Origin of the sequence: Methanobacterium lacus (genome assembly GCF_000191585.1) — an archaeon.
GTDB lineage: Archaea > Methanobacteriota > Methanobacteria > Methanobacteriales > Methanobacteriaceae > Methanobacterium_B > Methanobacterium_B lacus.
The window spans coordinates 1,136,331-1,152,118 of the sequence record NC_015216.1 but is presented as its reverse complement, the minus strand read 5'-3'; the positions used below and the strand labels follow the sequence as shown (position 1 = coordinate 1,152,118).

General features: G+C 31.6%; 15 protein-coding genes. 10 read left to right on the top strand and 5 right to left on the bottom strand.

The features are described from left to right. Positions 1-160: 160 nt before the first annotated feature. The gene (locus tag METBO_RS12675) at positions 161-607 is read left to right on the top strand and encodes a hypothetical protein (protein WP_158304893.1); all 447 of its coding nucleotides are present in this window, start codon (positions 161-163) and stop codon (positions 605-607) included. A 184-nt stretch (positions 608-791) separates the two neighbouring features. Here the strand turns inward: METBO_RS12675 and METBO_RS05735 are convergent, their stop codons facing one another. The 3 genes from METBO_RS05735 to uvrC all read right to left on the bottom strand — a co-directional run bounded on the left by METBO_RS05735 (position 792) and on the right by uvrC (position 4,749). Beyond that, positions 792-1,481: an ATPase domain-containing protein gene (locus tag METBO_RS05735; RefSeq protein ID WP_013644740.1), complete on the bottom strand. Its 690-nt coding sequence runs from the start codon at positions 1,479-1,481 to the stop codon at positions 792-794. A 63-nt stretch (positions 1,482-1,544) separates the two neighbouring features. Further along, positions 1,545-2,798 (bottom strand): methanogen output domain 1-containing protein, encoded by a 1,254-nt coding sequence (locus METBO_RS05730; RefSeq protein ID WP_013644739.1) that lies wholly within the window; start codon positions 2,796-2,798, stop codon positions 1,545-1,547. Positions 2,799-2,976: 178 nt separating this feature from the next. Continuing rightward, positions 2,977-4,749 carry an excinuclease ABC subunit UvrC gene (uvrC, locus tag METBO_RS05725; RefSeq protein ID WP_013644738.1) on the bottom strand — a complete coding sequence of 591 codons (1,773 nt, stop codon included), beginning with the start codon at positions 4,747-4,749 and terminating at the stop codon, positions 2,977-2,979. Between the two features lie 493 nt (positions 4,750-5,242). On the opposite strand from uvrC, the gene METBO_RS05720 reads away from it, so the two are divergent. The 9 genes from METBO_RS05720 to METBO_RS13915 all read left to right on the top strand — a co-directional run bounded on the left by METBO_RS05720 (position 5,243) and on the right by METBO_RS13915 (position 13,571). Further along, positions 5,243-6,475 (top strand): tyrosine-type recombinase/integrase, encoded by a 1,233-nt coding sequence (locus tag METBO_RS05720; RefSeq protein ID WP_048186379.1) that lies wholly within the window; start codon positions 5,243-5,245, stop codon positions 6,473-6,475. 642 nt (positions 6,476-7,117) lie between these two features. After that, positions 7,118-7,507 (top strand): DUF5518 domain-containing protein, encoded by a 390-nt coding sequence (locus METBO_RS13610; protein ID WP_158304892.1) that lies wholly within the window; start codon positions 7,118-7,120, stop codon positions 7,505-7,507. Positions 7,508-7,755: 248 nt separating this feature from the next. Next, positions 7,756-8,295: a DUF5518 domain-containing protein gene (locus METBO_RS12670; protein ID WP_013644735.1), complete on the top strand. Its 540-nt coding sequence runs from the start codon at positions 7,756-7,758 to the stop codon at positions 8,293-8,295. A 437-nt stretch (positions 8,296-8,732) separates the two neighbouring features. Then, on the top strand, positions 8,733-9,377 hold the full coding sequence (locus METBO_RS13875) for a hypothetical protein (RefSeq protein ID WP_013644734.1): 645 nt from the start codon (positions 8,733-8,735) through the stop codon (positions 9,375-9,377). 320 nt (positions 9,378-9,697) lie between these two features. Beyond that, positions 9,698-9,853, top strand: coding sequence for a hypothetical protein (locus METBO_RS13605; RefSeq protein WP_158304891.1), 156 nt, complete (start codon positions 9,698-9,700; stop codon positions 9,851-9,853). Beyond that, a complete protein-coding gene (locus METBO_RS14030; protein WP_013644732.1) occupies positions 9,834-9,965 on the top strand; it encodes a hypothetical protein in 132 nt (43 codons plus the stop codon). Before METBO_RS13605 ends, METBO_RS14030 begins: the two co-directional genes overlap by 20 nt. Before the next feature lie 34 nt (positions 9,966-9,999). Continuing rightward, positions 10,000-12,135, top strand: a complete 2,136-nt coding sequence (locus tag METBO_RS05700) for a hypothetical protein (RefSeq protein ID WP_013644731.1) — start codon at positions 10,000-10,002, stop codon at positions 12,133-12,135. Further along, positions 12,123-12,488, top strand: a complete 366-nt coding sequence (locus tag METBO_RS05695) for a hypothetical protein (RefSeq protein ID WP_013644730.1) — start codon at positions 12,123-12,125, stop codon at positions 12,486-12,488. The genes METBO_RS05700 and METBO_RS05695 overlap by 13 nt, the downstream gene beginning before the upstream one ends. Then, on the top strand, positions 12,489-13,571 hold the full coding sequence (locus METBO_RS13915; protein WP_013644729.1) for a CHC2 zinc finger domain-containing protein: 1,083 nt from the start codon (positions 12,489-12,491) through the stop codon (positions 13,569-13,571). Positions 13,572-13,684: 113 nt separating this feature from the next. Here the strand turns inward: METBO_RS13915 and METBO_RS05685 are convergent, their stop codons facing one another. Both METBO_RS05685 and METBO_RS05680 read right to left on the bottom strand, forming a co-directional pair. Next, positions 13,685-14,755, bottom strand: coding sequence for a HEPN domain-containing protein (locus tag METBO_RS05685; RefSeq protein WP_013644728.1), 1,071 nt, complete (start codon positions 14,753-14,755; stop codon positions 13,685-13,687). 403 nt (positions 14,756-15,158) lie between these two features. After that, on the bottom strand, positions 15,159-15,563 hold the full coding sequence (locus METBO_RS05680) for a hypothetical protein (RefSeq protein WP_013644727.1): 405 nt from the start codon (positions 15,561-15,563) through the stop codon (positions 15,159-15,161). Positions 15,564-15,788: the final 225 nt, after the last annotated feature.

Here is a 15,788-nt window from a genome sequence, read left to right as displayed (position 1 = left end):
GATTCTGCTGCAAAATCATTATCTATACAATTTTTTGAACTGAATTAAGCAGCATTTACAAAAACAGATTTAGTACATCATATTCTCAGGAGTTGATACTATTTCTATTGACATTAAAAATTTAATATTTAAGACCTTCATGATGCTCTCTGCAATAAGCATGGTAATGGTACCAGTTGCATTTGCAACATCTGTAGGTGCCAAAGATGTTGTGGTTAACAATCAGTATGTACAGGCCACTGCAATATGTAGCTGTGGATCCTACGAATACGACCATTACATAACAGGAACCTTTTTAAACTACTGCCCTCAATGTCACAGCTACGGAACCCTTGAATTCAACCCTAAAGGTACACCTGAAGGAGAATGGACTTGTTCCAAGTGTAACTCAGATTACTGCGCAGCAGATGGAAAGGAAAAAATTGACGGCAGCAAGTACTGTCTGACCCAGTACAACGTAACCACCACCAACACACACAACTCAACACAAAATAATACCACCCAAAATCAAACTTTAATTCAAAGTGAAGCCATGCTCAAAACATTTCACCAAACAATACTTGAACAGCTCGCATTATTGAATGGAAAAGCATTCTACGAATGGTAAAATTCATGAAAACTTGTTGGATTGAAGAAAAAAACTTCAATTTTCTTTTAAAGTTTGTATAATTACAAAAAAAAATTATATTTATATATAAATAATAAGAACAAACCCCAAGAAAATTTAAACTCAAAATAGTCTATTTACGTTTGAATTAAAAAGACCACAAATTTCTTTTTAATTCATCCAATTAGACCATTGATATTCCATCTGAGTTTATTTCATAGCTTATAAATTGTGTAGGGGTTTTGGTGCTTCTCATTTTTACTATGTCCATTACACGTTCCCTTCTACCTGTGTATGGATTTTCACGTTTCATCAATCTCATGGCACCGTAAACAGAGAATAATGCTATTTCATTGAATTCCTTTGAAGTTGCACTGTCGAGTATGATGAGTGCGGTAATGTCTCGTTTTTTCAGTTCGTAAACCAGCAGATCAAAACGATCCCTAAATTCGTAGGGAGTTAATTTAGCAGTGTAACTACCAATATTATCTATAACAACGGTATTAGTGTCTTCAGGAATTTCATTGACAAACTTGGTGAAGTTACCCTTCATGGCCCCTATGTCAATACTCATTTCTGCTTCTGTAACCTTGGCCCTCACACCTGCAAGTTCAACGAAGTTGAGTTTTCCAGTTTCAGTTTGGGATTTCATATCCCAATTAAAAGATTCGCCCTGGGTGTACAGGTCCTTTGCATCTTCTTCAGTGGTTATGTAAGTTGTTTTAAATCCCTGAGCACAGCTGCTCTTTGCAAATTGCAAGCCAAAAATCGTTTTCCCTGAACCAGCGTCCCCAGTAACAAGCATGGATCTTCCCTGAGGAAATCCTCCAGTTATATTATCAATTCCTTCAATACCACTTTTTACCCTTTTCAAAATGCAAACCTCCTTAAATACCCCTTAAAGGTCATATGTAAATCCCTTATAAAACATTATTTATTATTTTGTAAATTTAAATTCAAAATTACATTTACCTGCACCATCAGCCATGCACAATGTTTGTTCAACATTACCCCTCATATTCGTCCATGTGAAACTACGTATGACCATGGCACGGCATATTAAACAGAACATTGGACTGGAGCCTGCTTCTTTAAGCCACGGACAGTTAATAAATTGTAAACAATGATTATCATCCTTTTCAAGTTTCTTAGTGTTAATACCAAGATTTAAAAGGAAATCTGAAAGCCAATCTATGTAACAGTTGAATAACACTTTGTTATCCGTTATATCATGTGTACACTCAGCAAATTCCTTGTCAAAAGCAGGTTTCATATTCTGCTCGAATCTATCAGAAAAACTTTTGGCGATGTTGTTTCGTACTTGTGGTGGGATGTTAGATGCAAATACTGGTAGAGCACTCACAACAAAGTTTGAAAGCTCTCCACGAGCTTTTTCTTTTAATAGTTCCTCTCTTTCCCTTTCTGCCTTTCTTCTTTCGGTTATATCTCTGAAAACCAGTGCAACACCCACAATATTTCCAGACTTGTCTGTGATAGGTGCACTGCTATCATCAATTGGTATTTTACTACCGTTCTTTGTTACAAGTAGTGCTGGTTCGTTAAAATCAAGGATTTTGTTTTGATCAATGATTTTGTTCACTGGATCATCAATTGGAGCTCCGCTTGTCTCATTTACAAGTTGGAATACCTCCTTTAGATCCTTTCCCAATGATTCTTCTTCGTTCCACCCTGTGATCTTCATTGCCACAGGATTCATAAATTTGATCTTCCCATTATCATCGGTGGCTATTACAGCATCACCAATACTTTCCAGAGTTGTTGAAAGCCATTCTTCACTTTCTTTTAATTTACTTTCCATTTTATGTTTGTACAATGCCACTTCTACAGCACTGTGAAGTTCCCTATCTTCGAATGGTTTGATAATGTAACCAAACGGCTCTGTTACCTTAGCTCTTTTCAGGGTTTTTTCATCGGAGTATGCAGTTAAATAAACCACAGGAATATCTAAACTGTCTCTAATTCTTTGTGCTGCTTCGACACCATCCATATCACCCTTAAGAACAATGTCCATTAAAACAAGATCTGGTTTGGTTTCAGTCGCTTTTTGGATTGCTCCTTCACCTGATGGTGTTATTCCAGTGACTGAGTAACCAAGACCTTCGGCCCTGTGTTTTATATCCATTGCCACTATGCTCTCATCTTCAACAACAAGAATTTTTACATTAGACATGGTGCTAACCTTAAAACTTAATTTTATAGAGTATATTCGACTTTAATATTACCAATATTATTTTTCAATATGTTGTTGGTAGGAGTGTGTTGGACTTGATTCATGCAACTTCAACAGTACATCTCCCAATTAATGGCAATATTTCTATGAATTGATTATTATTTGTCTATCAGAATATTTATTCTTTCTTGATGTTTAAGCTATCGAAGTGATCATGGATAATGTTAGCTAGTTTTTTACTGATGCCCTTTACTTGTTGAAGTTCATCCAGATCTGCATTCATGATATTTTCCATGCTTCCAAAATGTTTAAGCAGTAACATCCTTCGTTTGTTACCGACACCTGGAATTTTATCGAGGGGTGAACTTTTAAATTCCTTTGATCGTAGCTGTTTGTGATAAGTAATAGCAAACCTATGGGCTTCATCCCTTATTCTTTGAAGTAAAAGCAAGGCTTCAGAGTTCCTGGGCAGAATTAGAGGACTGGGTGTTTGAGGAATAAAAACATGCTCAAATTCTTTAGCAAGTCCTATTACAGGATAATTTATATTTAATGAATAAAAAACTTCAAGAGCAATGTTTAACTGTCCCTTACCACCATCTACCAGCACAAGATCTGGTTCAGAATCCTGATTGTTTATGAGGTTTGTGAATCTCCGAGTTAACATTTCCTTCATCATGGCGTAATCATCGGGACCTTCGGTTTCAATTTTATATCGTCTGTATGCACTTTTTTTAGGTGTTCCATCTTCAAAGACAACCATGGATCCCACTGCATTTTGTCCACTTATATTTGATATATCATATGCTTCTATGCGTTTGGGTATTTTAGCTATTCCTAAGTACTTCTTGAGATCCACAAGAGCACCTTTAACCTCTTTTTGATGGTTTAAAAGTATTTGAGCATTTTTAGACACCATTTTAGCCAGCCTAAATTCAATGCCTTCAACTGGCACTTCAATACCCACATTTGCTTCTCTTTTTTCTGATAACCATTCTTCAATGAGTTTTCTGTCTTCAATGTCTTTGTGCAGTATTATCTTAGAAGGAACATGTCGGGGGCCCATGTAGTACTGTTTTAGGAAGGCCGTCACAATTTTTTCTTCGGAACTGTTTTCTCCTCCGCCCATTAAGAAATCTTCCCTTCCTATGATCTTGCCGTTTCTCACGGAAAAAACTGCTACACATGCCAATTCTTCATCAGAAGCAGATGCAATAACATCCTGATCCAGATCTCCAGTGAATTCCATCTTCTGTTTTTCCAGCACATCTTCCACCGAGTTTATTTGATCCCTTAAAACTGCGGCCTTTTCAAATTCATGGTTTTCAGCGGCATCCATCATTTCCTCTTTAAGTGCATCCATAATTTGATCGTATTTACCCTCAAAGAACATGGATACATTATCAACCATTCTTTTGTATTCAGCTTCGCTTATCTTGTTGTCGCAAGGTGCTCTGCAAAGATCTATTTGATAGTTTAAACACGGCCCATCCATGTTTTTACAGTCCCTTACTTTGAACAATGCTTTAATAAATTTTACAAGTCTTCGAAGGGTTGTTGCTTCTGTAAATGGTCCGTAGTAATATGATCCATCATCAAGCACTCTTCTGGTGATTATGACACGTGGAAATTTTTCGTTGGTAACCCTGATGTATGGGTATCTCTTATCATCCTTAAGCCGTATGTTGTAACGGGGCATGTGTTTTTTTATGAGGTTAGATTCAAGTATCAAGGCCTCCTTTTCTGTGTCCGTTACAATGTACTCTAAATGATGGAACTGGTTCATTAGGGCCCTTGTCTTGGGATCAAGATCTGATCTAAAATAGGATTTAACTCTTTTTTTAAGGGATTTTGCCTTTCCAACATAGAGTATTCTATCTGCAGAATCTTTTAACAAATATACTCCAGGAACCAACGGAAGATCATCCGGATCGTTGCTTTTTATAACCAATTCTCTCACTCTTAAAATAACATTAGAAATTACAAATAAGAACCTAATATTCCATTACTACACAATTGCCATCCCATCTTATATATTTAATATTTGATTTTTTATTACTCATATTTTTCCAAGTTTTGCATGTTTTTCAGCCTTAAATTTTCCCAAATACTTTAAACTGGCTTTAATCCTTCTAAAATTTAAAATAATTATAATATCAATTTATATCCCTATCAGAATGTAATAATATCACAGTCAAAACGTATAATTAAATAAAAATTACCGAACTTACCTACAATTTAGTTATCTGATTCAATCTTGAAATTTCAATGAGTTTATTCTCACCTGCTCTCTACCTCAGTTAGTTAATACAAAAAAAATATAATATTTTTAGTTGGAGTTAGCGTTACTTAAAAAGTTGGAGTAAACAAAAGCATTTTTATAACATAAAGTTATGCTATACTAAATGTTAACTATTTATGAGTTATTGGATATAGTATGTAATATGAAGTATGAACATATTGCAAATGACCCTGATTTTATTGATTTTTGTAACCGCAGAAAACATAAAACGAGTACCACAAACCAATATCTTCATGCTCTAGGAATGTACACTGATTTGATCGGCAAATCTTTACCCGAATTGATCAAAGAGGCCGAAGATGAAGAGGACGAAGGGATAAGGCTAAGAAAAAGAACAATCAGAAAATACTTATCTAAATTTCAACAACACATAGAATCTTTAGGATACAGTGAAAGTAGTAAAAAGGTCTTTACAACATGTGTAAGGGCATATTATAATGAATATGAAATACAATTGCCTAAAAGATTTAAAAATAATGCTAGATCGGATAGAAAAGAAAAATTATATGAAGATTTGCCAACTTTAGAAGATATAAGACATCTGTTAAAATATGCTAATTTAACCTTTACCGCCATAATATTACTGGGACTAAGCTCAGGAATGAGCAGAGCAGAAATATGCTCCCTAAAGTTTAAAGACTTTTATAATGCGATTGATTTAAAACCATTTCCTAAAGATCTTGATGAATTTTTAGAACGTGTCAAAGACCAGACTAATATTATACCGTTCTGGCAAATAACAAGAATTAAAACAGAAAATTCATTCTTTACTTTCAGTACTCCAGAGTCAACTGAAGCTATCATAAATTATATTGCAGATTTAAACAGAAGGAACAAAAAACATATTGCTCAAAATAGGACAACTCAGATAGAAATTACCCCCGAAACTTCATTATTCTTAAGTAGCTACATGAATCGGATGTCAGAAACTGTCGTTAGTATAGCATACAAAAGAATGAATGAAAATGCCGGTTTCGAGAAAAAAGATAATAAATCGTTTATTAGACCACACATTTTAAGAGAAGTCTTTGCCAGTACACTAGAAAAGAATAAAATGACACATTTAATGACAAGATGGATAATGGGACATAAATTAGATTCCACAACATCAGCATATTTTAAAGCAGACCCTGAAGCAGTGAAAGAGGAATATATTCAATTCTTAAGTCACTTAACTGTAAATCAAAATGTTGAAGTAAAAACAGTGACCACAGAAGGTTATGATCAACTTTTAAAAGATTCAAAAGAAAAGAAAGATAAAATAAAATTTATGGAAGAAGAAATTCAAAAAATGAAAAAACATAATGAAGAGAGAGATAAATTATTAGATGAAATTATTCATGATAAAAAAGTTATGGGAAATATATTGAAATAATATCTTGGGCTAATGAGTGATTCTGTAGTATACAATTCTCAATTAGAACTATATAACAAGAGTATAATTGATTCAATTAATAAACAAGTAATAATACTATTAATGGGATTAAATAAGTGATAATTAACGTTAAAATATCAAGTTTAATCAGTACTAATAACAGAGATAGTTTGAAATGTATTGATTGTGGTGATTTGTATGGCTTATTTGGTCTGTGATAAATGTGGTGGATATTATGAATTACAACCTGGAGAATCTCCAGATGATTTTGATAGATGTGAATGTGGTGGAAAATTAAAATATTTAACAAATTTGGATTACTTATCGGATGATTTCTCTGATTATTCTAGCAGTGATAATAGTATTGATGCGTTTCCAAAATCAACTTTAAATGAAAGGGAATTTATTAAGCTTTTTTGGGAGTTGCCCATCATATGTTTTTTTATGGTAGGGTTTTTTGTCATGACATATGGCCTATCAGTGTTAAGTTTTCAATTTATCAATATGCACAATTTTATGAATGATTTTTACACCGCCATATTTATTTTCTTAATTTTAATATTTTTCATAATTCTTTGTTTAGTTGGAGTATTAGTAGGCTTGAAAAATATTCGAAATAGATATTCAGATTGGTATAAGGAGATGAATTGGAATTATAGGGCAATTGGAGTTGCTTTCATCGTTACCATTGGTGTTATTATATTTGGTGCTAAATATTTGCCTAATAATTTTAGTTTAATAGGGCCATTAATTGGTGGTTTATTAGCAGGTTACATGGTGGGTATTAACCGAGGTATGGGATTTGTGCATGGTGGAATTTCTGCAGGTGTGGCAGGATGTATAGGATTTCTATTACCTTCATTAATTTACAAAACAGGACTGCCTTTTTTAACCCAGACACGATTTGATAGTTTAATTTTGATTGTATTGATATTTGCAGTCATCTATTTTATGGTATTTTTTATCCTTGGATCCATTGGAGGAACCATAGGCACGTTAATAAAACTACATTCAACACAAAAAAATAAGTAGTTTAATCATAAATCATTATTTTTATATTCTGGCATCAATCTTATTTATTAATCCCGAAATAAAAGTCTAATAATCTTAGGAAACGGAATAAAAGGAACCATCAACATCTACACAGCACAATAATAATTTAAAATAATCAGATGATTGGATTTATTGAATAAGGTAATTCAATTTTTTGATGGCAAGGGAAGTTTATCAACATTGAAAGTTTCTAATGTCGGTAGATATAATATATTTGGAGGTTTTAAATGCGATTATATTTTAAATATATTATTATAGGATTTATTATTGCCGCGACCACATCATTTGTCTTAGGATATTTTAGTTCTATTTTAGGCGGATTAGTTGTAGGTTATTTAATTGCCGATGATTACATGGATGGAGCAATAAATGGTGCAATTGCCTCTGCCATTGTAGGATTATTGTATGGAGTATTTTATTTGTTATTATTCAGTAGAATTTTCAACACTTATGGTGTAAGTGGTGGATTTGAGTATGTTGGAATTATTTTCATAGCAATTGCAGCCATATTTGCAGGTTTAATATTAGGAGGAATAGGCGGAGCTGCAGGTGTATTCATTAAAGAACAGAGTGAAATAAGAAATATGCAACAAAATGGAGTCACATCTAGAAAAGAAGATGATGGTTATTTAGTTTGTACAAATTGTAATGCATATTACAAACTCCAACCAAACGAATCACCAGAAGACTTCAATGATGAATGTGAATGTGGAGGAAAATTCAGATATTATAGCAATATAGATTGGCTAAGCAAAGAAGAAAATTAATTTATGCTTAAAATTTATTGAATTATATCTTAAGTATTTTTTTCCGTATTGAATTTGGTCTTTCTACTGGAGAATTATTACATTTAACTTATTATACACAAAATTAGAATATAACATTTAAAAGAACAAGGGCATCGTACTAAGCCTCAAATACAACCTATAAAAACAAACAATGAAACAAGGTGCATAAAAATGCATGAAAGAGAAATAACTTGTATTTTAATCGAAATACATTCTATAAAATGCTAGATAAAATAAACCACAACACTCAATTCATTTTAGTAAATTAACGAAATATTTATTATTTTGACTAAAACGTTTAGGAAGGATTTAGTGGATTTTTTATTTAAACAACATCATATTTAGATAATATAAAATGTCTTTGATTTTATTGTTAACAGTTGAAATGATCTACTATTGAAGGAAGTTGGAAGGTTATGGTACGCAAAGATGATATAAATAGTAGTAAAGGGTATTTATTATGTGATAAATGTGGTGGATATTATGAATTACAACCTGGAGAATCTCCAGATGACTTCGAAGAATGTGAGTGTGGTGGAAACTTAAGATATAGCAAAATAAATCCTGTAAAAAATGAATCAAAGGGATCAATAACACAAAAATTTCCTCAAAATGATTTAAAATCATTGATATCTCAAAACAAGAAGAAGAGCTTAATTATCATTTGCGTTTTAGCCATTATTATCACAATACCCCTTATTCTATATGTGAATCAACAAACAAATATAAAATACACGCTATTAGGATCGTACGATGCAGAAAATATAGATTATACACTAGTTCATATACCTCAAGGAACTAAGAGTATAAAAATCGAATATAATATCTCCTGGAATGCTACGTCTGCTGGCACCAATGCTTTTGAGTTACATGCATACAATATTAATAGTGGAGATAGGGTACCAACAGGCACTTTAAATCTTACCAATAATAAAGGGTTTTCAATATATGAAGGACAGAACAAAAGTGGAACCTATTACTTTAACAATCCCCAAATTAAAACTCTTGTCCTTAATGGAAACGGAATAAAAGGAACCATCAACATCTACACAGCACAATAATAATTTAAAATAATCAGATGATTGGATTTATTGAATGTGATGATAATTCCATTTTTTTTGGTGGTAATGGAAGTTTATCTTAAGAAGTTTCCAGGACCTCTTAGTAAAAATTAATCTGCTAATAATTAATTTTAATTAAAAATAGAACAGGGTACTATTAAGGGTAACAACATGAAACAAGCTTATATTATTTTAGATTTTTTTATGGTTTAATATAAATTTTTATTTTGTTATTAAATAATAATTTTTAAAGTATAAATAATACTAAATATTTCTTTTTACATAATTAATACTACTTGAGCATGTGTGAGGTGATCGTAGTGTTTGTAAATAAGTCAGTATCCCTTGACTTGGACGACTTGAGAAAGGTCATGAAATCCATAAAAAGGGGTGAATCCAAAAATTTAAGTGAATATGTAAGAAAAGCAATTAAAATCAAATTGGAGGACGATAAAATTGATTCAGCAACTAACTGAAGAATTAAAATCAGAGTATAATAAATACCGTAACAAAAAAAAGCTTCCAGTTAATATTAGGCGAGTTAAACGTTTCTTAGAAATTGAAGGAGTGCTCAAAGAGGACGAATAAACTTCAAGGAGGTTTTAGTATTTCAAAAGAGAGAATGGAAGGGAATTTGCAGGGACCCCTTCATAGTAATACTTTGTTTAGAGAAAATAAATACTTATCGGAAAATCAGAACCCACTTGAGATACTTCCAGATAAACTGGAAAAAGTAGAAATACCTTATTTTAGACAAAAACCCGTAATGCTCACTGTTGATGGTTTCAGCTTATTTTTTAAAGAAATTAACAAATTAGAGTACTGGATCTCTGAACAGCACACTGGTAGTTCTTTTTTAGTTCAATGGATTGAAATCAAAGATTCAAAACCGCAACCTTTCCATAGAAAATTATCAAATCGAAATGGATTAGATATTGAAAACAAAAAACGTGACAGCTCACTTGTAAAACACTTATTCAAAAAAGTTGAAATAGAAAAAAACGAAATTCTCGATTATTTAGAAGAAGTAGGCGTTTATGTAAGTGATAATAGATTGTTGTTAGCTCCATTTGCTAAAACAATAGGGAAAGAAGATGATTTAAAAAGATCTGAACCTGAAGAAGAAATTTCAGAAGAGCAAATGAGTGCAATGGTTAAACTCCTGGAAAGGCCAGACCTTCTAAGTTTTATTGATCAAGCATTGTATGAAAGAAAACCAGAATCTGGATTTATTATTGGTGAAATCGAATCTAAGCATGTGTTAAATTTCAACTGTGTAGGAGCCAGATTAGGAGTGGCCACTATAAACACGCTGAAGGGTGCATCTTCCATTGGAAAAACCAACACTGCTAACATAGTAACAGGTCTGCACCGGACTAAAAAAGTTGGAAGTTTGTCTGATACTGCTCTAAAATACGCTAAAGACATGGATAATATTGATGTACTTTACATTCAAGAAACTTGTGAGGATGAATTTAAAACTAAAGAAACCAGACTCATGTCTGATGATGATGAGGGTTTCATTGCCGAGACTACTATAAAAAATCCTGAAACCAATGAATTTGAAGTTCAACGCACGGTTATACCTGTTAAAACTTTGGTGACAACCACCACTGCCATGGAATTAGATCCAGAATTTGCCACAAGAAACTTCATAATACCTGTAGACGACAGCGAAGAACAAACAAAAAGGATCATTGAAGAGAACTTTAAAACCACCGAGAAAAAGCTCCAGGAAAGAAATAATAAAACGAAATTTAACCATAAATACGACCAATTAAAAGAGGCTTTTACAATACTTAAAGAGTATGATGTTTTGATACCTTTTGAGAGTGATTTGTTTGAAATTTTTCCTACTTCTAATCCTCAAACTCGTCGTGATTCAAAAAAGTTAATAAAATTAATATCATGTAGTGCTCTTTTATTTCAGTATCAGAGATGTAGATCAGAATCTGATGATGAAAATTTTCTAGTGGCTTCCTGGGTTGATTTGGTTCATGCACTTGTTCTCGGAGCTCCCATACTCGAAGCAACACTCACAGGATTTGATAAAAGACTGCTCGACACACTTCCGGTTATAAACAATCTCATTGATGATGATGGCTATGTTACAACTAATTCACTTGCAAAGAAGATTAAGAGATCCAGTAGATATGCTTGGCAGATTCTGAAATTTTTTGAAGATAATGGTTTTATTTACCATGACATTGACACTAAAACCAAGTATGGGATCAAGGGCAAGGCCAAAGTGTATATAAAATCTGAAGCAGAGAAATATGAAAATCTACTTTTACTCATCGGAAATATAGATTGGCCGAATATTAGAAATAAGGAAGAAGACTTCATAAAAAAACAAATTCCAAATTCCTCCCATCAAGTAAGTGATGTAATTTACCTACCAAAATATGATCAAAAAAAATCCAACAAAGTTGTTTACAATCCATATCATGTTCAATCAAAAGAATTTGGAATTTACTCAAACACAAGAAATACAGTCGCAAAAACCGAAAATACGAATCCTGAAATTCTGATAGAAAAAAATAGAATTAAAAATAACGATAAACACATAAAACAGGCCACAAATGCAAAAATTGACTATAAAAATTTGACAGTACTCGAAAGTGCCATACTATCCGAACTCGTGAACTTCATTAAACACACATACAAATCCATAATAGACGTATTGAAACCCAAATATTCCGAGGTGGACATTTATCAAACATTGGTTGATATGGAACATCGGGGGTGGATAGAATAGGGGAACAGTCCAGACTTTCGGAACTTCCAAAACCTAAATACAAAACAAAACCTCCAACACTTTTATTAAACTGGGACCAAACACGACCAGATCTAAAAAAATTTATCTATCTACACATCATCCGCGCAGCGGGAGAATACCAAGATCCACATATGAAGTTAACAGCTTCAAAATTAGTTGAATCAATGGCCAGTAACACAGGGATCATTAAAAGGCAGTTAAATCTCTACATTGAAAATCTTCTTTTCTATGGATATTTACTCAAACCATATTTGAACGATAAAATTATCGTTTCAGACAAACTCTACAATGATCTTCGTAATCTCGATAGAATACCTGAGGAGCATCTATAAATGAAGGGTATTCTATCTTTTTATGAATCTTTTTATGGATCTAATTTTTACAGGCACTTCAGAAGGCCGCCTGACTTTAATAAATCTAACTTCAGAATACAGTTTACTGTCAAAGATCCTAAAAGTTTATTCGTTCATGTACACCGAAATAATGGTAATCATCCATGTTTAATTCATACCTATGATCATGGAACTATTGACAATTTAAAAGAGAAGAAAAATAGTATCATGGTTTTTGATAGGGTCTTCTTGGATTTTGATGTAAGGAATGAAGAAGCTCGAAAAATAAAAAATGAATTAGTTAAACTCAGGAGCTCAGGATTAAATTACAAAAAATCTTTACAGAATAGTCTCCAAGAAAAACTCCAGAACTTGGTAATTAATGAGAAAATATCTAAACCTGCAGTAAATGATGCCAAAGACTTTGCAATAAAAATTGAAGAAACATTCGAAAAGCCCCCAATACTCTTTTTCAGTGGTTTTAAAGGTTGCCATGCATATATATTCTTTAAACCAACTGAATTTAAAGATATCAATTTAGCCGTTTTATGGTTTGCAAAGCACGTTAAAAAATCTTATGGTTATTCTACATTGGATTTATCAGTAACTCGTGATGCTAAGGCCAGACTTTCAAGAGTGCCTTACAGCAAACATCAATTAACAGACTTAATTGTAGTGCCATTCCAACTCTCTGATGATTATGAAGATATAATGGCCAGGTCTTTAGATCCTAGTGTTGAAAACTTTGATATTGAGGATTATTGTACTAATTTTTCTGAACATCTACAAGAAATTGATGAAATAGAATTTTACAATTCAAAAATTAGAAAAACAACTCAAAAATCTGAGATGGCCACGAAAAATAGTTTTGATGATGTTACTGATCAACTTATATTATTCAAACAAATCCTTGGCACACCAGTTAGAGTGTATCCAGAAAAAGAATATGTAATGTACCACTGCCCATTTCATGACCATGAAGATAAAAAACCTTCATTCCGTGTTAATAAGAAGGGATACTATTGTTATGGTTGTGGAAGGAAAGGTAATTATTGGGATTTTTTGAAAAAAAATTATAGATGAAATTAATATTTAAAAAATTTGGTTGATGATTACAATATAATGAAATATTTTTTTCTAACACATTAAATTTAACCCTAGGACCATTTATTCAAAATCTTTGCTAACTTGTGATGTTATCTATTTTTACTAATGATTTTTAATACTAGCGAATACCTATCAATTTCATTATCGCTTTTATTCATATTTTGAATTAAGAAATCATATTCAGCTAAGTTATTGAGATCATTCATATAACTAATATAAAATAATAAAACGCTATCTGCTATTATTTTAGCTAAATTTCGATCCACATAGGTAATTTGCTCAAAATTACCTTCATGGACTAGTTCATTACGCCTTAAATACAAAAATTTGAATCTATTTCTAATAAATTTGTCATTATGAAATACTTTAAAAACTTGTTCAAGTCTTTTAAGTAGGTTTTCATCTTTTATTTTTCCACTTATTTTTTTGATGATGGTTTCTCCTATCATCCAAAATTTAAGAAATGCATATGGAAGATTTTTTTCAGTACAGGCATCGTAATACAGTCGAAGGAACTCTGTTAAACATTTCCACAATTTCTTTTTTGATTTATCATTCTTAGTTTCTTTCATTAATTCAATATAATGTTCGAAATAAGATAAGTTGTATCTAATTTTTAAATCAATAGAATTAGTAAATCTTACTTCATTAACTTCATTTCTAATAGAATCTAATGTTCGTTCTGGAACGTATTTCAAATAAGGATAAATTAATTTATCTCCCTCCAAAACAATACATGATTTAGCATTAATTTTATCAATAGGCTTATCATCATTGAAATCTATACGTTTTAGGAAACGATACCTCATAAAAGAAAAAAATCCTAAAAACAAATCTAATTTAGAATTTGCTAGCTTTTCTGCAAATTCAAAGTCTCTCGCATTAATCGATATTTCTATAGTTTCTCCATGACTATTTTTAAAAATCTGCATTAATTTATTTAAATTTGATTGATCTTCATATGCTCCATCAATTGTAAACTTCTCTATTACTACCCGTTCAATATCAAATATTTTTAATACGTTTTCATAAATTTTTCTTTCATTTTTGTAGTCTGAATCATCTTCATCTATTAATCTAAACCGTTTTATATTAAGCAAAAAAATAAATTTGAAATTCTTTTTGGAGTTATGTTTAATATTGTTAAGTTTCAAATCCATTTTCTCTAAAAATTTATCACTTAATTCATATATTTCCTCATTCCGTAGGTTATAAATGATTTCAATTAAAGATCCAAGAGCTAAATCTGAAACTTTTAAATTATTAAGTTGAGACTTTAAATCGGTAGTTTCATATAAATGACTTAATATTAAATTTCTATATTCTTCAAAATCAGAACTGGCTGAATAATTATTGTTTTCATATTTAACCTTATTAATGGCAGTTTTTATTAATTCATTGAATTCTTTACATGATTTTTGACATTCCTGTTTAAATTGTAATCTTTTACATTCATGTTCTGTATTTTTAGACCGAATATTATCAACTCAATTTTTTTAGAATCTAATAAACTCTATTAAGAAAACAGCTTAGATATCTTGAAAATTCCTTGTATATTAACTGTTAATCTGGCCCTTCTAATTCTCCAGTGATTGCATTCACTGCTCCTGGTGATGTAGAACTATCTCCAGTTTTTTTGTCGATGAAAGTAATTGAATAATAAGGTTTTCCCTCTATGTAAAATAAGGTGGCAACATAACGATATTTGTTACTATGGTCTGCAGTTTCTTTTTTGTAAATATTAATCGCTTGTTGTTCAGTGATATATTGTTGCTTTGTTTGATTTTGAACTTGGGATTTATTAGTTGTTGAATTTATAGTTGAAACATTAGAAGCATTGGAACTATTTAATGAGTTGTTAAGGCTACTTGTTTTTGGTTGCGATGCCAATATATAAGCTAATGAAAACGAAACAACAGCAATCAAAATAATAACTAACAATATAATTGCATAATCTTTACTTTCCAACTAATACCCCCTTCCACAGAATATTATATTGTCTTTATTACTTAAACTTAATACAATATCAAGTAAAGTGCTTTTACTATGGAATACAACTCTTACAGCAAAGTTCCTTCGTTGGAAATCCTAAAAGTTCAAATATTGTTTAAAAATGTCCTGATAGAAAATTTTTTTTAATTTTGTTTAGTCAACTCTTTTTATGTTGATTTGCCTAATTTACTACCACAATTT